The 19,500-nt window shown below is 67.7% G+C and carries 17 protein-coding genes; 4 read left to right on the plus strand and 13 right to left on the minus strand.

What is annotated here, in order from left to right; translation table 11 throughout:
• Window positions 1–25: 25 nt before the first annotated feature.
• The 5 genes from rlmN to AC3WOE_RS22720 all read right to left on the minus strand — a co-directional run bounded on the left by rlmN (window position 26) and on the right by AC3WOE_RS22720 (window position 5,657).
• Window positions 26–1,135, minus strand: coding sequence for a dual-specificity RNA methyltransferase RlmN (gene rlmN / locus AC3WOE_RS22700; protein ID WP_492693665.1), 1,110 nt, complete (start codon window positions 1,133–1,135; stop codon window positions 26–28).
• A 40-nt stretch (window positions 1,136–1,175) separates the two neighbouring features.
• The gene (gene ndk / locus AC3WOE_RS22705; protein WP_119045420.1) at window positions 1,176–1,604 is read right to left on the minus strand and encodes a nucleoside-diphosphate kinase; all 429 of its coding nucleotides are present in this window, start codon (window positions 1,602–1,604) and stop codon (window positions 1,176–1,178) included.
• An 81-nt stretch (window positions 1,605–1,685) separates the two neighbouring features.
• A complete protein-coding gene (locus AC3WOE_RS22710; protein ID WP_492693666.1) occupies window positions 1,686–3,695 on the minus strand; it encodes a pseudouridine synthase in 2,010 nt (669 codons plus the stop codon).
• The gene (scpB, locus tag AC3WOE_RS22715; protein ID WP_492693667.1) at window positions 3,692–4,423 is read right to left on the minus strand and encodes an SMC-Scp complex subunit ScpB; all 732 of its coding nucleotides are present in this window, start codon (window positions 4,421–4,423) and stop codon (window positions 3,692–3,694) included. Before scpB ends, AC3WOE_RS22710 begins: the two co-directional genes overlap by 4 nt.
• Before the next feature lie 235 nt (window positions 4,424–4,658).
• Window positions 4,659–5,657, minus strand: coding sequence for an RluA family pseudouridine synthase (locus AC3WOE_RS22720; protein ID WP_492693782.1), 999 nt, complete (start codon window positions 5,655–5,657; stop codon window positions 4,659–4,661).
• Window positions 5,658–5,700: 43 nt separating this feature from the next.
• Between AC3WOE_RS22720 and AC3WOE_RS22725 the strand changes: the two genes are divergently transcribed.
• Window positions 5,701–6,516 (plus strand): outer membrane protein assembly factor BamD, encoded by an 816-nt coding sequence (locus tag AC3WOE_RS22725; RefSeq protein ID WP_492693668.1) that lies wholly within the window; start codon window positions 5,701–5,703, stop codon window positions 6,514–6,516.
• Window positions 6,517–6,674: 158 nt separating this feature from the next.
• Here AC3WOE_RS22725 and yoaA read toward each other — a convergent pair whose 3' ends face one another.
• Entirely contained in the window at window positions 6,675–8,726 is a 2,052-nt protein-coding gene (gene yoaA / locus AC3WOE_RS22730; RefSeq protein WP_492693669.1) for a DNA repair helicase YoaA, read from the minus strand.
• A complete protein-coding gene (locus tag AC3WOE_RS22735; protein WP_492693670.1) occupies window positions 8,713–8,916 on the minus strand; it encodes a YdcH family protein in 204 nt (67 codons plus the stop codon). Before AC3WOE_RS22735 ends, yoaA begins: the two co-directional genes overlap by 14 nt.
• A 63-nt stretch (window positions 8,917–8,979) precedes the next feature.
• Between AC3WOE_RS22735 and AC3WOE_RS22740 the strand changes: the two genes are divergently transcribed.
• Window positions 8,980–9,750 carry a PP2C family protein-serine/threonine phosphatase gene (locus tag AC3WOE_RS22740; protein WP_492693671.1) on the plus strand — a complete coding sequence of 257 codons (771 nt, stop codon included), beginning with the start codon at window positions 8,980–8,982 and terminating at the stop codon, window positions 9,748–9,750.
• Here AC3WOE_RS22740 and AC3WOE_RS22745 read toward each other — a convergent pair.
• The 5 genes from AC3WOE_RS22745 to AC3WOE_RS22765 all read right to left on the minus strand — a co-directional run bounded on the left by AC3WOE_RS22745 (window position 9,747) and on the right by AC3WOE_RS22765 (window position 17,122).
• Window positions 9,747–10,334, minus strand: coding sequence for a hypothetical protein (locus tag AC3WOE_RS22745; protein WP_492693672.1), 588 nt, complete (start codon window positions 10,332–10,334; stop codon window positions 9,747–9,749). The genes AC3WOE_RS22740 and AC3WOE_RS22745 overlap by 4 nt on opposite strands.
• Window positions 10,331–11,431, minus strand: a complete 1,101-nt coding sequence (gene zapE / locus AC3WOE_RS22750) for a cell division protein ZapE (RefSeq protein WP_492693673.1) — start codon at window positions 11,429–11,431, stop codon at window positions 10,331–10,333. Before zapE ends, AC3WOE_RS22745 begins: the two co-directional genes overlap by 4 nt.
• 52 nt (window positions 11,432–11,483) lie before the next feature.
• A complete protein-coding gene (gene lpdA, locus AC3WOE_RS22755) occupies window positions 11,484–12,905 on the minus strand; it encodes a dihydrolipoyl dehydrogenase (protein ID WP_492693674.1) in 1,422 nt (473 codons plus the stop codon).
• An 18-nt stretch (window positions 12,906–12,923) separates the two neighbouring features.
• A complete protein-coding gene (odhB, locus tag AC3WOE_RS22760) occupies window positions 12,924–14,180 on the minus strand; it encodes a 2-oxoglutarate dehydrogenase complex dihydrolipoyllysine-residue succinyltransferase (protein WP_492693675.1) in 1,257 nt (418 codons plus the stop codon).
• 86 nt (window positions 14,181–14,266) lie between these two features.
• Window positions 14,267–17,122, minus strand: coding sequence for a 2-oxoglutarate dehydrogenase E1 component (locus tag AC3WOE_RS22765; RefSeq protein ID WP_492693676.1), 2,856 nt, complete (start codon window positions 17,120–17,122; stop codon window positions 14,267–14,269).
• Window positions 17,123–17,426: 304 nt separating this feature from the next.
• Between AC3WOE_RS22765 and AC3WOE_RS22770 the strand changes: the two genes are divergently transcribed.
• Together AC3WOE_RS22770 and AC3WOE_RS22775 are read left to right on the plus strand one after the other, a co-directional pair.
• A complete protein-coding gene (locus AC3WOE_RS22770; RefSeq protein WP_492693677.1) occupies window positions 17,427–18,269 on the plus strand; it encodes an isopenicillin N synthase family dioxygenase in 843 nt (280 codons plus the stop codon).
• 116 nt (window positions 18,270–18,385) lie between these two features.
• Window positions 18,386–18,898, plus strand: coding sequence for a hypothetical protein (locus AC3WOE_RS22775; protein ID WP_492693678.1), 513 nt, complete (start codon window positions 18,386–18,388; stop codon window positions 18,896–18,898).
• Here the strand turns inward: AC3WOE_RS22775 and AC3WOE_RS22780 are convergent.
• On the minus strand, window positions 18,890–19,492 hold the full coding sequence (locus AC3WOE_RS22780) for a 3'-5' exonuclease (protein ID WP_492693679.1): 603 nt from the start codon (window positions 19,490–19,492) through the stop codon (window positions 18,890–18,892). The genes AC3WOE_RS22775 and AC3WOE_RS22780 overlap by 9 nt on opposite strands.
• Window positions 19,493–19,500: the final 8 nt, after the last annotated feature.

Here is a 19,500-nt window from a genome sequence, read left to right on the forward strand (position 1 = left end):
TCCTCGAAGGTAGGCACCGAGTGCATCAAGTGGATTTGGCCACCGTGACGGGTGCCCTGACCATGCGGATATGCGCGCGGGTGCGGTCCTGCACCTCACCGGCCAACTGACCGCAGGCAGCGTCGATGTCGTCGCCGCGCGTCTTGCGCACGGTCGTGACGATACCGGCCTGGATCAGCACCTCGGCAAAGGCCTGCACGCGCGCATTGGTGCTGCGCGTCAGGCCGGACGCCGGGAAGGGATTGAAGGGGATCAGGTTGATCTTGCAGCTGACCCTGCCCTTGAGCAGACGCACCAGTTCCTGGGCCTGCTCGGGCGAGTCGTTCACTTCCTGCAGCATGCAGTACTCGAAGGTGATGAAGTCGCGCGGCGCCTTCTCGAGGTAGCGGTTGCAGGCAGCCAGCAGCTCAGCGATGGGGTATTTCTTGTTCAGCGGCACGAGCTGGTCGCGCAGCGGGTCGGTCGGTGCGTGCAAACTGACGGCCAGGGCGACGGGGCAGTCCTCGCGCAGGCGGTCGATCATGGGCACGACGCCCGAGGTCGACACCGTCACGCGGCGGCGGGAGAGGCCATAGCCATGGTCGTCCAGCATGGTCTTGAGGGCCGGCACCAGCTGGTCGTAGTTCTGCAGCGGCTCGCCCATGCCCATCATCACGACGTTCGAGATGATGCGTTCGTCGGTGTTCTGGCGCTTGCGCAGGCTGTGCTCGGCAAACCAGAGCTGGGCCGTGATCTCGGCCGTCGTCAGGTTGCGGCTGAAGCCCTGGTGGCCGGTCGAGCAGAAGCGGCAGCCGACGGCGCAGCCGGCCTGGCTGGAGATGCACAGGGTGCCGCGGTCGTCCTCAGGAATGAAGACCGCCTCGACGGCATTGCCGGCGCCGACGTCGAACAGCCATTTGATGGTGCCATCGGCCGAGACATGCTCGGAGATGACGTCCAGGCCGCGGATGACCGCACGGCCGGCGAGCTTCTCGCGCAGCGACTTGGCGAGGTCGGACATCTGGTCGAAGTCCGTCGCGCCCTTCTGGTGGACCCAGCGGAACAGCTGGGTCGCACGGAACTTCTTTTCGCCCAGTTGCTCGCAGTAGGCGGCCAGGCCTGGCAGATCGAAACCGAGCAGGTTGACCGCGTCCATACGAACTTTCTGGGCCGGGGTCACCGACCCCGTTGGGGGATCAGCGACCCGAGTAGACGTTCATGCCGGGGAAGAAGAAGGCGACTTCGACGGCGGCCGTTTCGGCAGCGTCGGAGCCGTGCACGGCATTGGCGTCGATGCTGTCGGCGAAGTCGGCGCGGATGGTGCCCTTCTCGGCCTTCTTGGGATCGGTGGCGCCCATCAGGTCACGGTTCTTCAGGATGGCGCCTTCGCCTTGCAGGGCCTGGATCATCACCGGGCCGCTGATCATGAAGTTGACCAGGTCGTTGAAGAAGGGGCGGGCCTTGTGGACGGCGTAGAACTGCTCGGCTTCGACGCGCGACAGATGCACCATCTTGGCGGCCACGACCTTCAGGCCGGCGCCTTCGAAGCGGGCGTAGATCTGGCCGATGACGTTCTTTGCCACGGCATCGGGCTTGATGATGGACAGGGTGGTTTCGATCGCCATGGGGTTCTCCTGATGGGGCGTATTGGACAAAGCCTGTGATTGTAGCGGGCAGGGATGACCCTAATGGGTCAATCCCCACGCTCAGCGATGCCGGCCGCCAAATCCGCCGCCGGAACGGCCGCCACCACCACCGCCGCCACCCTTGCCGCCGCGGCCACCGCCGCCGCCGCGGCGCAGATAGGCGTCGCCGCCGATATATCCCATCGAGGTCTGCATCGGGTCGGGTTCACGCGGGCCGTTGCCCTTGTTGCCGCCGCCCTTGGCAGGCCTGTCGTGCTGCTGGCTGCCACCGGCGCCAAAGCCCTGGGGCAGGCCGCGCTTGCCGCTGGTCGCGTGACGGCGGTCGAAGGTCTGCTCCAGCGGGTTGATGTGATGGGGGATGAAGCCGTCGTCCTCGTCGTCGTCGTCCCGGCGCTGCACACGCTCCTCGCGGGGCGGGCGCGGCTGCTGCGGCTCCGGCGGACGGCTCGGGCGCGGGCCGACGCCGGCATGGCGGTCATCGTTGCGGCGCTTGTTGCGGTCGTTCTTGCCGCCCTGCTGCTGCTGCCCCTTGCCCTGCTGACCCTGGCCATGGCCTGGCTGCTGCTGACCCTGGCCGCTGTGGGACGTGTGGCCCGCCAGGCGGCGGATGACGCGCACGTCGTCGTCACCCAGTTCGACCCAGACACCGCGCTTGAGGCCACGCGGCAGCACGACGGTGCCGTAGCGGATGCGGATCAGGCGGCTGACAACCATGCCGACGGCCTCGAAGAGCTTGCGCACCTCGCGGTTGCGGCCTTCGGTGATGGTGACGCGGTACCAGCGGTTGGCGCCTTCGCCGCCGCCGTCCTCGATGTTCATGAAAGCTGCCGTCTGGCCATCGACATTGACGCCTTCCAGCAGCTTGGCGCGCTGCTCGTCGGTCAGCGCACCCAGCACGCGGGCCGCGTACTCGCGCTCCACGCCGAAGCGCGGGTGCATCAGCTGGTTGGCCAGTTCACCGGAGTTGGTGAACAGCAGCAGGCCTTCGGTGTTGATGTCCAGGCGGCCGACGGACTGCCACTTCTGGCCCTGCACGCGCGGCAGGGTGCGGAAGACCGTCGGGCGGCCCTCGGGGTCGTTGAAGGTCGAGACCTCGCCCGTGGGCTTGTGATAGGCCAGGATGCGCGGATTCGGCGGCGAGATGCGCACGCGCACCTCCTTGCCGTTGACGCGCACGCGGTCACCGAAGGAGATGCGCTGGCCGACATGGGCCACTTCGCCGTTCACCTCGATCTTGCCCTCGGCGATCCAGTCCTCGATGTCGCGGCGCGAGCCGATGCCGGCCTGGGCCAGCACCTTCTGCAGCTTGGGGGCGTCGGCATCCGGCGCCAGCACGCGCTTGTTTTCGCCCTCGCCGCCCTCCTCGGCCGTTTCCTCGGGCTCGGGCCGCAGTTGCGGCAGCTCGCCGACGGGACCTTCCGATTCCGCATCCAGATTGCCCGACAGCACATCGGCGAAGCGCGCCCCCGCGGCCTCGACGAGTTCCGGCGCCAGGGCCGGAGCGGGCAGATCACTACCGCCGCTGCCACCCGCGGCTTGCGCAGCGGCCTGGCGCTCAGCGCGCTCCTTGCGGTTGCGCCGGCGGTTGCGACCGCGGCCGCCCCGCTCGCCGTCTTCGCCACCCTCGCCTTCGTCATCCCCATCCTCGTCCGCATCGCCGTCGCGCGGGGCCGAAGCGGCAGATGCCTCGGTGGCCAGCGAGAAGACGGGCGCAGCAGCCGGGGCCTCGACCGGGGCCGGTGCTTCAGCGGCAGCGACCGGCGCCGCCTCTTCCGCGGCCGCAGCCGTCTTGCGCGGCGCGCGCTTGCGGGCCGGTGCCGGGGCTTCCTCGGCCGGTGCGGCGGCTTCGGCGGCCGGCGCAGCGTCGTCCGTCACGGCAACGGCGGCATCAGCCGCCTTGCGACGGGTGCGCTTGGGCGCAGCGGGCGCCTCGGCGGCCTCGGGCGCGGCTTCGGGCGCAGCAGCCTCGGCAGCCGGCTTGGCCGTCGTGCGGCGGCGCTTGGGCGCGGCGGGCGCTTCGGCGTCGGCGGCGGGAGGCAGGGACTTGTCTTGATCGGCAGCGTCGTTCATGCGGATTCGGGCTGGGTTTGGGGGGGCGGATCGTCGGGATCGGGATTGGGGAGGGCCGGCGTGCCGTCGTCGCCGAACAGGCTCAGCGACGGCGCGGGCGCTTCGGCGGCGGCTTCTTCAGCGACCGCAGCTTCTTCAGCAACCGGCTGTTCGGGTGGCGCCTCGTCGGCGGCGTCCAGCAACTGGCCTTGCAGGGCCTCGAAGGCCGGCGGCTCGCTGCCGACTTCGAGGGCCGGCAGCTGTTCCAGACTGGCCAGGCCGAGGTCGTCGAGGAAGTTCTTGGTCGTCGCGTACAAGGCCGGGCGGCCGGGCGTTTCGCGGTGGCCGATGGCCTCGATCCAGCCGCGGTCTTCAAGCTGCTTGACGATCTGGCTGGCGACGACGACACCGCGGATGTCCTCGATGTCGCCACGCGTGACCGGCTGGCGGTAGGCAATGATGGCCAGCGTCTCGAGCACCGCGCGGGAATAGCGCGGCGGCTTCTCGGGATGCAGACGGTCGAGGTATTCGCGCAGCTCGGGGCGGCTCTGGAAGCGCCAGCCCGAGGCCAGCGCCGTCAGCTCGACGCCCTTGCCTTCCCAGTCGCGGCTGAGCTCGTCGAGCAGGCTGCGAACGGTATCGGCGCCGAGCTCGTCGGCGAACAGGCTGCGCATCTCGCGCAGCGTCAGCGGCTGCGAGGCACAGATCAGCGCGGTCTCGAGGACGCGCTTGGCATCCTGGGTGTTCATGAACGCAAATGCGCCCTCATCAAGCCAAGTCTGGCAATCCGTCCGGGCCTGGGCGCTCACAGCGTTCATCAGGCGAAGCGGACGGGGTCTGTCCGGGCGTCACGGTGGGGCTCAAGCCTTCCAGCGGGACGCGATCGGGGTGGTTGACCGGCGGGCGGATGGACTGCAAACCGCGCGGGTCGCGCCTATTTTGGCGCGCTGGCTGCCACGACAACCGAGGTGCATTGTAGCCGCGTCAGGCGGGCAGGTCCGCGGCGCCGATTTCGGCCCAGGCAGCGGCCATGTCCGCGGGCAGCGGCGCGGTCAGCACCAGGGCCTCGCCCGTGATCGGATGGGTGAAGGACAGGCGCGCCGCGTGCAGGGCCTGGCGCGTCAGGCCCAGGGCCGGCGTGCCGCCGTACAGGGTGTCGGCCAGCATGGGGTGGCCGCAGTGCGTCAGGTGCACGCGGATCTGGTGGGTGCGCCCCGTGTGCAGCACGCAATGCACGGCACTGACCGGGCGGCCATTCACCTCGCCCACGCCGAGCGGGAAGAAGTCGGTGCGGGCCGGCTTGCCGAGGTTGGCGGGAGCGATGGCCATCTTGACGCGCGACACCGGGTCGCGGCGCATGGCCTGGTCGACGGTGAAGGCCTCCTCGATGCGCCCCCAGGCCAGGGCCAGGTATTCGCGGTGCACCTCACGGGCGCCGATGACGCGACTCAGGGCCGTGACGGCCTCCAGCGTCTTGCCGACCACCATCACGCCGCTGGTGTCCTTGTCCAGGCGATGCACGATGCCGCCGCGCGGCAGGCCGGCAGCCGGCGCGTGATGGGCCAGCAGGCCATTCATCAGCGTGCCCGACCAGTTGCCCGCGGCCGGATGCACCACCAGGCCGGCAGGCTTGTTGACGACGGCCAGGTGCTCGTCCTCGTAGATGAAGTCCAGCGCCATGGCCTCGGCGCGGAAGGCCCGGCTCTCGTCGGTCGGCTGCAGCTCGACCTCGACGTGCTGGCCGGCGCGCAACTTGTGCGCGGCCTTGCTCAGCACCTTGCCGTCCAGCGTCACGCAACCGCGTTCGATGAGGGACTGCAGATGGTTGCGCGAGAACTCCGGCGCGATGCCCGTCAGCCAGCGATCCAGGCGCTCGCCATGGCCCGCCGCATCGACTTCGGCCGCGCGCCTTTCGGCGCCGCCATCGTCTTCGGCATCCTGTTCGAAGTCTTCCTGACCCCCCACCCTATACTCCGCGTCCATTGTTCCCCGTGACCAGCCGGCAGCACCGCCGTCGACTTCAGACATGTTTGTTGAGAAATTCAAGGCCGGCCGCATCGTCGCCGGCGCTGTGCTGATGGCCCTTGCGCTGGGCCTGAGCGGCTGCGGCTCCACGGCCAAGGAGGATCCAAACTCCCAGGCGGCACTGGACAAATTGTATGCAGACGCCAAGGACGACCTGAACGCGGGCAGTTATGACCGCGCCATCAAGTCCCTGGAGAAGATCGAGGGGCGCGCCGCCGGCACCACCATGGGCCAGCAGGCGACGCTGGACCTGGCCTGGGCCTACTACCGCACGGCCGAGCGCGCCCAGGCGATCTCGACGCTGGACCGCTTCATCAAGCTCAACCCCTCCAGCCCCGCGATGGACTACGCCCTCTACATGAAGGGCGTCGTCAACTTCAACGAAGACCTGGGCCTGTTCGGCCGCCTGGCCAACCAGGACGTTGCCGAGCGTGACCAGCAGGCCTCGCGCGAGGCCCTGCTGGCCTTCCGCCAGCTCGTCGAGCAGTTCCCCGAGTCCAAGTACGCGGCCGAGGGGCAGACTCGCATCAACTTCATCACCAACACGCTGGCCGCCTACGAGATCCATGTGGCGCGCTACTACTTCAACCGCAAGGCCTATGTGGCGGCGGCCAACCGCGCCCAGGCCGCGGTGGCGGAGTTCCAGTACGCCCCCGGCATCGAGGAAGGCTTGTTCATCATGGGCGAGAGCTATGACAAGCTCGGCCTGACCCAGCTGCGCGACGACGCCCGCCGCGTGCTGGACAAGAACTTCCCCGACAGCCAGTACGCCAGCAACGGCGGCAAGCGCAAGAAGCCCTGGTGGCAGTTGTGGTGACCCCTCGCCTGGCCTTGCGCCGCTGAACGCGGGCAAGTCCAGTCGGTCCCCCGAGGGGACGGCGATGCTTGTGACATTGAGCCCCAAGCACATCGCCAGGCGGGCCGGCTCGGGAGCGGCCCAGCGCTCGGCCCGAAAACCAAACACCAAACGGGCCGTCAGGCCCGTTCTTCATTGAGCAGCTGCAACCACTCGATCGCCTCGGCCTCATTGGCCACCGGCGTCATCGGCGGCAGCGCCGCGCGCAGGCGGCGGCCGTAGTTCATGCCGGCCATGCGCGGGTCGCACACCACCAGCAGGCCGCGATCGGTCTCGGTGCGGATCAGGCGACCAGCACCCTGCTTCAGCGCAATGGCCGCTTCGGCGACGAAATACTCGGAGAAGGCATTCCTGCCCTGGGCTTCCAGGCGCTGCACGCGCGCCTCGACCAGCGGGTCGTTGGGTGGCGGAAAAGGCAGCTTGTCGATGACGACGCATTGCAGCGCGTCGCCCGGCACGTCGATGCCCTCCCAGAAGCTGGCCGACCCGACCAGCACGGCCGCCGGGTTCTCCAGAAAGCGCTGCAAGAGCATGCGCTTGGGCATGGCGCCCTGCTGCAGCACGGCGATGGCGGCACCCGCTTCCTCGAAGCGCTCGCGCAAGCCATCGGCCACGGTCTGCAGATTGCGCAGCGTCGTCGTCAGCACAAAGGTCCGGCCGCCCAGGGCCTGGGCCAACCGTGAAGCCAGCAGCGCAACGCTGGGCGGATGGCTGGGTTCGCTGGGCTTGGGAAAGCCGCGCGGCACGTACAGGCGCGCATGGGCCGGATAGTCGAAGGGGCTGCCGACACGCAGCACCTCGGCATCCGTCAGACCCGCCGGCTCGGTGAACCAGGTCAGGCCCTCGTCATCCCCCAGCGTGGCCGACGTGAACACCCAGGCCTTGGGAGGACCTGACAGCTGCTGCTGCATGGCGTCGCGGATGTCCAGCGGCGACTCGACCAGGCGGGCCGAATGCGGGCTGATGTCGATCCAGCGCACATCGCCCGGGTCGGGGTCGGCGGCAAAAGCCTTGGCCAGCTCGCGCAGCTCCAGGGCGCGTTCGCAAAGACGTGCAAAGTCGGGCGAGGCCTCGCGCACGGCGGTCAGGGACTCCAAAGCCGCCGAGACGGCCGTTTCGACGCCCCCCAGGGCCGCGGCGAAGCCGGGCTGGTTCGCCCTCTCCTTCCAGCCCAGCTTCAGCGTGCCGCGCAGCTCGCGGCCGGCCGTGGCCAGCGGCCCGGCGGCCGCCAGGCGCAGCTCACGCGCCGCCTTCTCGACGCCCGCATGCAGGGCCTGCCAGTCGTGCACGCCGCGCGCATGGGCCAGGCCCTGGGCCAGGGTGTCGCGGGCGAAGTCGATCAGCGAGGCCGTGCCCAGCAGGGTGCCGAGGAATTGCACGCCGGCCTCGGCGAGCTGGTGGGCCTCGTCGAAGATGGCGATCTCGACGCTGGGCAGCAACTCGGCCACGCCGGTGTCGCGCAGCGTCATGTCGGCGAAGAACAGGTGGTGGTTGACGACGACGACGTCGGCCTCCATGGCCTCGCGGCGCGCCTTGACGACGTAGCAGGCCTTCCAGTCGGGGCATTCCTGGCCCAGGCAGTTCTCGCGGCTGGAGCTGACGATGGGAATGATGGGCGAGCGCTCGTCCAGGCCATCGATCTCGGCGAAATCGCCCGTCGTCGTGCCCAGGGCCCAGCGCTCGATACGGGCCAGGGACAGGGCCGTGCGGCGGTCCGGGAATTCGCCGGAAACGCGCGCCTCCTTCATGCGGTGCAGGCAGAGATAGCTGCCGCGCCCCTTCAGCAAGGCCAGGCGCACCGGCGTGTTCAGCGCCTTCGTCAGCCGCGGCAGGTCGCGCATGAAGAGCTGGTCCTGCAGGCTCTTGGTGGCCGTGCTGATCAGGGCCCGGCTGCCGGCCAGCAGGGCGGGCACCAGATAGGCGAAGGTCTTGCCGACGCCCGTGCCGGCCTCGACGACCAGGGCCTGGCGGCGGCTCAGGGCCCGGGACACGGCCCGGGTCATCTCAAGCTGCGGCTCGCGCGGCTTGTAACCGGGGTCCAGGCGCGCCAGCGGGCCGTCGACGTCGAAGGCGGCCAGGACGGCCTGTTCGAGTTCGTCGGCGGCGGGCGGTGCGGGAGGGGTGGCCTGATCGAGTTGGTCCAGCCAATCGTCGAGGTCAGGCGAGGTCATCGGGTTCGTTGGTGGCTTCCAGCCGGGCAATCATGTCGCGCAGGGCGAGACGGCGCTTTTTCAGGCGTTGCAGCGCCAATTCGTCCACGGGCGACTGCTCGACCAGGCGGTCGATCATGGCGTCGAGGTCGGCATGCTCGATGCGCAACTCGATCAGCCGCCGCGGCAACGAGTGAAGTTGTTCATCCATCCTAGGGTTTCCGGAACAGGGGGCGGCGGAGCTATAAGCGCGCTGCCCAGTATAGTTTTCGACATGTCCTCACCCACCGCCGTCGGATTCCGACTCACCGCCGCCACCGGCACCCATCGCGGGGACCGCGCCTACCAGCAGGACCAGGTGGCCGTCATCGCCCACCCGCGCGTGGCCGGCTGCGTGATGGGCATCGTGGCCGACGGCATGGGCGGCAAGAGCGGCGGACGCAAGGCGGCCGACCAGGTCATCCTGACGGCGCACCAGCTCTTCGAGCGCTACTCGCCGGAGGACGAACTGCCGGCCGAGCTGCTCAGCCAGATCGCATCCGAAGCCCATCTGATGATCAAGCTGACGGCCATCTCCGCCGAGGAGGAGCCGCACAGCACGATTGCCGGTTTTGTCATCACCAGCGACCGCTGCGCGCATTGGATCCATTCCGGCGACTCGCGCATCTACTGGTTCCGTGGCGCCCGCCTCGTCAAGCGCTCCATGGATCACTCCTATGTGCAGCGCCTCGTCGACGAGGGCCAGCTGACCGAGGCCGAAGCCAGCTCGCATCCGCAGAGCAATCTGCTGACCGCCTGCCTGGGCACCGTGCAGGACCCGACCTCGACGTCGGAACGCTTCGAAGGCCTGGAGGTCGGCGACACGCTGATGTGCTGCAGCGACGGCCTCTGGCACTACTTCACCGCCCAGGAGCTGGGCAGCGTGCTCTACAGCCTGCCGCCGCGCGAAGCGGCTGAGCTGCTGGTCAGCAAGGCGCGCCAGCGTGCGCGTGGCGGTGGCGACAACCTGTCGATCGCCATCGTCAAGCTCGAAAACCTCGATTAGTTCGAAGACGCCGCCGACGCCTTGGGCAGAGGCAGCGGCGGCGCCGCCGGCTTGGTGCGGCTCTTCAACTTGGCCTCGTGCTCGACCACCAGCTGATGCTGGCGCTGCTGGCGTGCCTCGGCCTGCTCGCGACGTCGGGCCGCTTCGGTATCGGCCTTCTGCGTGGCCTTCAGGCGGATCCGCTCGGCGGCTTCGGGGCTGAGGGCCTTGGGCGTGCGGGCCGCCGCGGACGCGGCCGGTGCGGGGGGCGCTGCCGTCAGCAGGCGCTCGCGCTTCTGCCCCTCGTCCTGGGCTGCACCCAGCTCACGCTCCTTCACCCTTTGGGTCTGCGCCGCCGAACGCTCGCGCCGCTCTTCGGCCGCCAATTCATGCTCACGCTTGACCAGCGGCGCCAACGCGTCGTGGCGGCGGCGGCGCACGTCGTCCTGGCAGGAAGACACCGAGAAGTGCTGCTCGCACTCCAGCCTCTCGCGCTCGAAGCGCTGCTCGATGGCGGCACGCTGGGCGGCGACTTCGCTGCGCGTGGCCGGCTGGGCCACGGCGGCCGACGCGGCGAATGCAAGGATCAGGGGACGCAGGCTCATGTCAGCGAAGTATCGACCTCGCGGCGGGCGAGCGCGAGGTACTCCGCCGATCTCATCTCCTGCAACCGTGACACGGTGCGTGGGAATTCGTGGGCCAGCGGGCCCTCCGTGTAAAGCTGTTCCGCCGCCACGGCGGCCGAGATGATGAGCTTGACGCGGCGGTCGTAGAGCACGTCCACCAGCCAAGTGAAACGACGCGCCTCGCTGGCCAGGCGGACCGGCATCTCGGGCACCTCGGACAGGATGACGGTGTGGAACTGGCTGGCCAGTTCCAGGTAGTCGTTCTGCGAGCGCGGGCCGCCACAAAGGGTTGCGAAATCGAACCAGACGACACCACCCGCGCGCCGCCGCGCGAGAATCGCGCGGTGCTCGATCATCAGCTTGCGGTCCTCGTCCTGGGCTTCCGCCAGGGACTCGAAGGCCTTGGTGAGGGCCGCCTCGCTGCCCTCGTTCAACGGGGTCAGGTAGAGGTTCATGTCCTCCAGCGTCCGGCGTCGGTAGTCGGTACCGGCGTCCACGTTGATGACTTCGAGGTTGGCCTTCAGCAGCTCGATGGCCGGCAGGATGCGGTCACGGTGCAGGCCGTTCGGGTAGAGCTCGTCCGGGTGGAAATTGGACGTCGTGACGATGGACACGCGGTTGCGGAACAGCGCGTCCAGCAGCCGGTGCAGGATCATGGCGTCGGTCACGTCGGCGACGTGGAATTCGTCGAAGCAGATCAGACGGAAGCGCCGCGCGATGCGCTTGCCCAGTTCCTCCAGCGGGTCGGCAATGCCCTTGAGCTCCTGCAGCTCGCGGTGCACCTCGCGCATGAACTCGTGGAAGTGCAAGCGCGTCTTGCGCGTCAGCGGCACGGCCTGGAAGAAGCAGTCCATCAGGAAGCTCTTGCCCCGGCCCACACCGCCGTACATGTAGACACCGCGCGGGATGGGCGGGCGCACCAGCAGCTTGGTCACCGCATTGCTGCGGCGGGCCTTGTAGGCCTCCCACTCGTCCTGGCAGCGTTGCAGGGCCTGGATGGCGCGCAACTGCGCCTCGTCGGCCTTGAAGCCCCGTTCGGCGAGGGTCTGCTGGTAGAGCTCGGTGACAGTGGTCATCGTAAAAAAGGGGCGACTGATCGGCCGCCCCTTTTGATTTCGCTTGGCGCGATCAGAAGTTCAGCGTGCGCTTGTCGACGGCCAGGGCCGCTTCCTTGGTCGCCTCGGACAGCGACGGGTGGGCATGGCAGATGCGCGCGATGTCCTCGGCCGAGGCCTTGAATTCCATCGCGACGACGGCTTCCGAAATCAGCTCGGAGGCGAACGGGCCGATGATGTGCACGCCCAGGATCTCGTCGGTGGTGGCATCGGCCAGGAACTTGACGAAGCCGGTCGTGTCGCCCAGCGCGCGGGCGCGGCCGTTGGCCAGGAAGGGGAACTGGCCCGCCTTGTAGGCCACACCTTCGGCCTTCAACTGCTGCTCGGTCTTGCCGACCCAGGCGATCTCCGGGCTGGTGTAGATGACCCAGGGGATGGTGTTGAAGTTGACATGCCCGTGCTGGCCGGCCATGCGCTCGGCCACAGCCACGCCCTCCTCCTCGGCCTTGTGCGCCAGCATGGGGCCGCGCACGACGTCGCCAATGGCCCAGACGCCCGGCAGATTGGTCTTGCAGTCGTCGTCGACGACGATGGCGCCACGATCGTCGAGCTTCAGGCCAACGGCATCGGCACCCAGGCCGATGGTGTTCGGCACGCGGCCGATGGAGACGATGAGCTTGTCGACCTCCAGCGTCCTGGCTTCGCCCTTGGCGTCGGTGTAGGCGACGCTGACACCCTTCTTCGAGCTCTTCACCTCGCCGACCTTGACGCCGAGCTGGATGTCCAGGCCCTGCTTCTTGAAGACTTTGGCGGCCTCCTTGGCGACGCTCTCGTCCACCGCGCCGAGGAAGGCCGGCAGGCCTTCCAGCACGGTCACTTCAGCACCCAGGCGGCGCCACACCGAACCCATCTCCAGGCCGATGACGCCGGCGCCGATCAGGCCCAGCTTCTTGGGCGTGGCGCCGACGCGCAGCGCGCCGTCGTTGGAGAGGATGTTCTCTTCGTCGAAGGGCAGGCCTGGCAGTGCGCGGGCGTTGGAGCCGGTGGCAATGATGACCTGCTTGGCGGCGATGGTCTCCTCGCCGGCCTTGAGTTCATAACCGCCATCCTTGGCGGCAACGAAGGAACCCCGGCCGTGGAAGAACGTCACCTTGTTCTTCTTGAACAGGTAGACGATGCCGTCGTTGTTCTGCTTCACGACCTGGTCCTTGCGGGCCAGCATCTTGGCGACGTCGATCTTGACGTTGTCCGCCGTGATGCCGTGGTCGGCGAAGTGGTGGTTCAGGTGCTCGTAATGCTCGCTGGACTGCAGCAGTGCCTTGGACGGGATGCAGCCGACGTTGGTGCAGGTGCCGCCCAGGGCCGGGCCGCCCTTGTCGTTCTTCCACTCGTCGATGCAGGCCACGTTCATGCCCAGCTGGGCCGCGCGGATGGCGGCGATATAGCCGCCGGGGCCGCCGCCGATGACGACGACGTCGAATTGCTTGGTAGTCATGCTCGTCTGTCCTTTGGCTTAGATGTCGAACAGCAGGCGAGCGGGATCCTCGAGCGCTTCCTTCATGGTCACCAGGCCCAGCACGGCTTCGCGGCCGTCGATGATGCGGTGGTCATAGGACATGGCGAGGTAGTTGATCGGGCGCACCACGACCTGGCCGTTCTCCACGACGGCGCGGTCCTTGGTGGCGTGCACGCCCAGGATGGCCGACTGCGGCGGGTTGATGATGGGCGTGGACAGCATGGAGCCGAAGGTGCCGCCGTTGGAGATGGAGAAGGTGCCGCCGGTCAGCTCGTCGATGGACAGCTTGCCTTCCTTGGCCTTGGCGCCGAACTCGGCGATCTTCTTCTCGATGTCGGCAAAGCTCATCTGGTCGACATTGCGCAGCACCGGCACGACGAGGCCGCGCGGCGAACCGACGGCGATGCCGATGTCGAAGTAGCCGTGGTAGACGATGTCATTGCCGTCGACCGAGGCGTTGATGATGGGGTACTTCTTCAGCGCCGCGACGGCCGCCTTGACGAAGAAGCTCATGAAGCCGAGCTTGACGCCGTGTTCCTTCTCGAACTTCTCCTGGAACTTCTTGCGCATCTCCATGACCGGGGCCATGTTGACTTCGTTGAAGGTGGTCAGGATGGCGTTGGTCGACTGCGACTGCACCAGGCGCTCGGCGATGCGGGCGCGCAGGCGGGTCATGGGCACTCGCTGCTCGGGGCGGTCGCCCAGGTTGGGCTGCACGGGTGCTGCGACGGCGGGCAGCAACTTGGCGGCGGGCGCGGCAACGGCCATCGGCGTCACGGCCGGTGCTGCAGGCTTGGCACCGGCGGCCAGGGCGTCGCCCTTGGTCACGCGGCCATCCTTGCCGGAGCCGGCCACATCGGTGGCGGCCAGGCCCTTCTCGGCCAGGATCTTGGCGGCGGCGGGCATGGCAACGTCGCCCTTGTTGCCTCCCGTGGTGGCGGCGGGTGCTGCAGCGGCAGCAGCCGGCGCGGCAACCGAGGCGGTGGTGGCGGGCGCCGCGACGCCGGCCTTGCCTTCGGTGTCGATCTTGGCGAGCAGCTGCTGGCTGGTGACGGTGCTGCCGTCGGCGACGCCGATTTCGGCCAGCACGCCGGAGGCGGGCGCGGGCACTTCGAGCACGACCTTGTCGGTCTCGATCTCGACGAGGGTCTCGTCGACGGTGACGGCTTCGCCGGGCTTCTTCTTCCAGGTCAGCAGCGTGCCCTCGGAAACGGATTCGGAAAACTGGGGAACTTGGACGTCAACGATGGCCATGATGTGAGGCTCCGTGTTCTTTATTCGGTGTGTGGTGCGAGCGCAAAAGAGCGCAGCGCCAAATCAGGGGCGCTGCGCTTGCAGTCTTACTTGGTCAGGATGAAGCCCTTGAGCTTGGCGAAGGCCTGATCCAGCAGCGCCTTCTGCTGCTCCTGGTGCAGGTGGGCATAGCCACAGGCCGGGCTGGCGCTGGCCGGGCGGCCGGCGTAGCCAAGCTTCTGGCCTTCCGTCATGTTCTCGTGCACATAGTGCTGCACGAAGAACCAGGCGCCCTGGTTCTGCGGCTCATCCTGGCACCACACGATGTCGGTGGCGTTGGGGTACTTCTTGAGCTCGGCCGCGAAGGCCTTGTGCGGGAAGGGATAGAGCTGCTCGACGCGCACGACGGCCACGTCGTGCGCCTTCTTCTCGGCACGGGTGCGCACCAGGTCGTAATAGACCTTGCCCGAGCAGACCACCACGCGCTTGACCTTGTCGGCGTTCAGCGTCGCGTCCTGCTCACCGATGACGGTCTTGAACTCGCCCTTGGTGAAGTCGGTCAGCGGCGAGGTCGCGTCCTTGGCACGCAGCAGGCTCTTGGGGGTCATGATGACCAGCGGCTTGCGGAACATGCGCAGCATCTGGCGACGCAGCACGTGGAAGATCTGCGCGGCGTTGGTCGGCTGCACGATCTGCATGTTGTTGTCCGCGGCCAGCTGCATGAAGCGCTCCAGGCGCGCCGAGCTGTGCTCGGGGCCCTGGCCTTCATAGCCGTGCGGCAGCATCATGGTCAGGCCGTTGGAGCGGCCCCACTTCACTTCGCCGGAGGCGATGAACTGGTCGATGACGACCTGGGCGCCGTTGACGAAGTCGCCGAACTGGGCCTCCCAGATGGTCAGCGTGTTGGGTTCGGCGGCGGCATAGCCGTATTCGAAGCCCAGCACCGCCTCTTCCGACAGGATGGAGTCGATGACGACGAAGGGGGCCTGGCCGTCCGCGACGTTCTGCAGCGGGATGTAGGTGCCGGCGTCCCAGTTGGCGCGGTTCTGGTCGTGCATGACCGCGTGGCGGTGCGTGAACGTGCCGCGGCCGCTGTCCTCGCCGGACAGGCGCACCGGGTAGCCCGAGGCCACCAGCGACGCGAAGGCCATGGACTCGCCCATGCCCCAGTCGACGTTGACCTCACCGCGGCCTTGCGCCGCGCGGTCGGCGTAGAGCTTGGCGACCAGGTTGTGGGGCGCGAAGTCCTTGGGGATGGTCGTCAGCTTCTCGGCCAGGCGCTTCCACTCCGTGACGGGAATGGCGGTGTCGCAGTTGTCCGTCCACTTCTTGCCCAGGAAGGGCGACCAGTCGGTGGCGAACTTGCTCTTGAAGTTGGTCAGCACCGGATCGACGGTGTGGCGGCCTTCGTCCATGGCGGCACGATAGGTCTTGACCATTTCGTCCGGGCCGTCGGCGGGCAGCACGTTCTGGGCGACCAGCTTGTCGCCGTAGACCTTGCGGGTGCCGGGATGCTGGGCGATCTTCTTGTACATCAGCGGCTGGGTCAGGGCCGGCGTGTCCTGCTCGTTGTGGCCCAGCTTGCGGAAGCAGACGATGTCCAGGACGACGTCCTTCTTGAACTCGGCGCGGTAGTCCATGCACAGCTGCGTGGCCCACACGACGGCTTCGGGGTCGTCGCCGTTCACGTGCAGCACCGGGGCCTCGATCATCTTGACGACGTCGGAGCAGTACCAGGTCGAGCGCAGGTCGCGCGGGTCGCTGGTGGTGAAGCCGATCTGGTTGTTGATGACGATGTGGACCGTGCCGCCCGTGCGATAGCCACGGGTCTGGGCCATGGCCAGGGTTTCCTGCACGACGCCCTGGCCACCGAAGGCCGCGTCACCGTGCACCAGCACCGGCAGCACCTGGGCGCCGACGCTGTCGCCGCGGCGGTCCTGGCGAGCGCGCACGCTGCCTTCGACGACCGGGTTGACGATTTCCAGATGTGAAGGGTTGAAGGCCAGCGACAGGTGGACCGGGCCACCCTTGGTCGACACGTCGGAGCTGAAGCCCTGGTGGTACTTCACGTCACCGGCGGGCAGGTCTTCCGCCGCCTTGTGCTCGAACTCGGCGAACAGGTCGCTGGGCATCTTGCCCAGGGTGTTGACCAGCACGTTGAGGCGGCCGCGGTGGGCCATGCCGATGACGATTTCCTGCACGCCGCGCTCGCCGCCGCGCTGGATCAGCTCGTCCATGGCGGCGATGAAGCTCTCGCCGCCTTCCAGCGAGAAACGCTTCTGGCCGACGTACTTGGTGTGGAGGTAGCGCTCCAGGCCTTCGGCCGCGGTCAGGCGGTCCAGGATGTGCTTCTTCTCTTCGGCCGTGAAGCTGGGCTTGCCGCGCGCCTTCTCCAGGCGCTCCTGCCACCAGCGCTTCTCGCCGGGGTCGGAGCCGTGCATGAATTCGGAGCCGATGCTGCCGCAGTAGGTTTCGCGCAGGGCCTGCACGATCTGGCGCAGCGTCATGGTCTCGCCACCGAAGTAGCTGTTCACGGCGCTGAACGAGATGTCCATGTCGGACTCGGTCAGGTCGTAGAACGCGGGGTCGAGTTCGGGAATCTTGGGGCGCTCGGCGCGCTTGAGGGGGTCCAGCTCCGCCCAGCGGTTGCCGAGGAAGCGATAGGCCGCGATCAGCGACTGGACATGGACCTGCTTGCGGGCGACGGCAAGGTCGGCGCTGCTGGCCTTGTTGGCGAAGGCATTGGCCTTGGCGCGTTGGGCAAAGGACTCGACGACCGGCGCGTGGGCCACGTCGCGGGCTTCGCTGCCGTCAACCGCGGGCACATGCTGAAGCGCATCGAAGTACGCGCGCCAGTTGTCGGGGACGGAACCGGGGTTGTCGAGGTAGGCCTCGTACATCTCCTCCACATACGGCGCATTGCCGCCGAACAGGTAGGAGTTGGACCTGTATTGCTGCATCATCTTTCGCTCACCTCATACCCCGGTTTCCAGGGAGTTGGCTGGTTGAAGAACCTTCCGCGACACGGCTCGACCGATTGGCGGATTGCGACCCACCTTCGCCGCCGCCAGGGGCAACAGCAAAAGGGACGGGAAGGACCGAAAAGTCTCAGGGGCCGAACTCTAGCACTTCGGGTTTGCCCGAGAGGGGCTGGGGTGAGACAAAGTTCACTGCCCAGGACCACAGAAAGTTGACTGACTCGTAAACTTGCGGCCGCGACAGCCCCGAGATTGAATGGCTGCGCCGAGGGACAAAAAAGGAATCCCCATGCAAGTCCAGGTCGTCGACTACCGCGCGCCCGACGCGGCCGAGAAATTCACCCGTTCCCTGCACGAAACCGGCTTCGGCGTGCTGACCAACCACCCGATCCGCCAGGCCCTGGTCGAGAAGATCTATGCCGACTGGCTGGCCTTCTTCAACGGCGACGGCAAGGACGCCTACGCCTTCTCCAAGGAGACCCAGGATGGCTGGTTCTCCACCGAGATTTCCGAAACTGCGAAGGGTTCCAAGCAGAAGGACATCAAGGAGTACTTCCACATCTACCCTTGGGGCCGCATCCCGCCCCAGCTGAAGGAAGACGCCCTCACCTACTACCGCGAGGCCAACGCCCTCGCCGAGGAACTGCTGGGCTGGGTCGAGAAGTACACGCCGCCCGACATCGCCGCCCGCTACCGCGAGCCCCTGTCCAACATGATCAAGGGCAGCACCAAGACCCTGCTGCGCGTGCTGCGCTACCCGCCGCTGACGGGCAACGAGCCGGTCGGCTCCATCCGCGCCGCCGCGCACGGCGACATCAACCTGCTGACCATCCTGCCGGCCGCCAACGAGCCGGGCCTGCAGGTGCTGGGCAAGGACGACGCCTGGCACGACGTGCCCTGCGATTTCGGCACGCTGACCATCAACATCGGCGACATGCTGCAGGAAGCCTCGGAGGGCTACTACCCGTCGACCCAGCACCGCGTCGTCAACCCGACCGGCGAGGGCGCCAGGAAGAGCCGCGTCTCCCTGCCCCTGTTCCTGCATCCGCGCGACAACGTGGTGCTGAGCGACCGCTACACGGCCGACAGCTACCTGAACGAGAGGCTGCGCGAGCTGGGTGTGAAGACCTGAGGCGAAGCCTGCTTTCAATGACGAAGGGCGCCGTGGGCGCCCTTTTTGTTTGCACTGCTCCGCTGGTACGCTGCCCGGTGCGCAAGTCATGACGTGCGCCACAAGGGGGAAATCGGATGACACTGCGACGCAGGGTCGCTGTCGCCACGATGGCGGCTTTTGCACTGACGACATTCGGCGCGCGCGCCGAATGCTCGGTAGCGATTCCCACGGTATGGGCGAAAGCCAAACTGCTGTCCTGCCGAGCCTTCTCGGTACAAGCCTCCACCCTGAAGATGAGTGACCTCGACGACGGGCAGCCCGATGTTCGTCTCGACGCGCCCGCCGCGGAATTCCGCGGCACGCTGGTGCAGGTGCTCTTCGACGAGGTGACCGGCACTCCCACCGTCGGTGCGGGGCGCGACTGGAAGCGCGGCGCCGTAGCCACGCTGTTCTCTCGTCAGCCGGCAGCCGAAGTTTGTCGACCGCAGAAGGCCACCCGCCTGGTCGTCGACACGCAATGCTGCGACACCTTCCCCCGACGGGGCTCCTGCCTGGTCTCGGGCCTCGAGCGTGTCTACGTCAATCCGTCGGACGAGCAGATGCGGCCGGTCAAGGCCGGAGGCTACTTCACGAGCGGCCTAGATTGAGGGCCGAGCGCTGATTGACTCGAGCGCCAGATAGACCAGCAGCGACGCATGCGCATCATTGGCCGCGTACTGCAGTTGCTGCGGGCTGAGTTTGGGGGCAGCCCAGTTGGACGTCGTGACCTTCTTGGACTTGGGCATGCGCTGCCCGAGCACGATGGCGACGGCGGCCCGCAGGCCCACGGCCTGCTTGAAGCCCAGGCGCCGCACCATGAAAGACACGTCCACGCCACCACCCAGCTTCACGCCCAGCTTGCGGTGCAGGGGCGCCTTGTCGGAAGCAATGCCGAAACCCACCTTGGCGATGGCCTCCGACTCCAGCATGGCGCGCAGGAAGGCCTCGGTCGCGGGCAGCTCCGTATGCAGGATGAAGGCATGACCCGCGGTCGCGAACTGCACGATGTGAGGCCCCGTGGGCACGCCGCCGGCGACGAACATGGGCTTGCTCTCGGTGTCGAAGCCCACGGCTCCCGCCTGGCGCAGTTCGGCTTCGGCGAACTCGCACTGGGCCGCGTCGCGAAGCACATGGATGCGGTCGGGCGGCAGCGCGGGATAGAGCGGCAATGCCGCGATCTGTTCGCTCGTGGGTCTTTCCATCGAGCCAG

It is taken from the genome of Roseateles sp. FW305-36 (assembly GCF_058787015.1).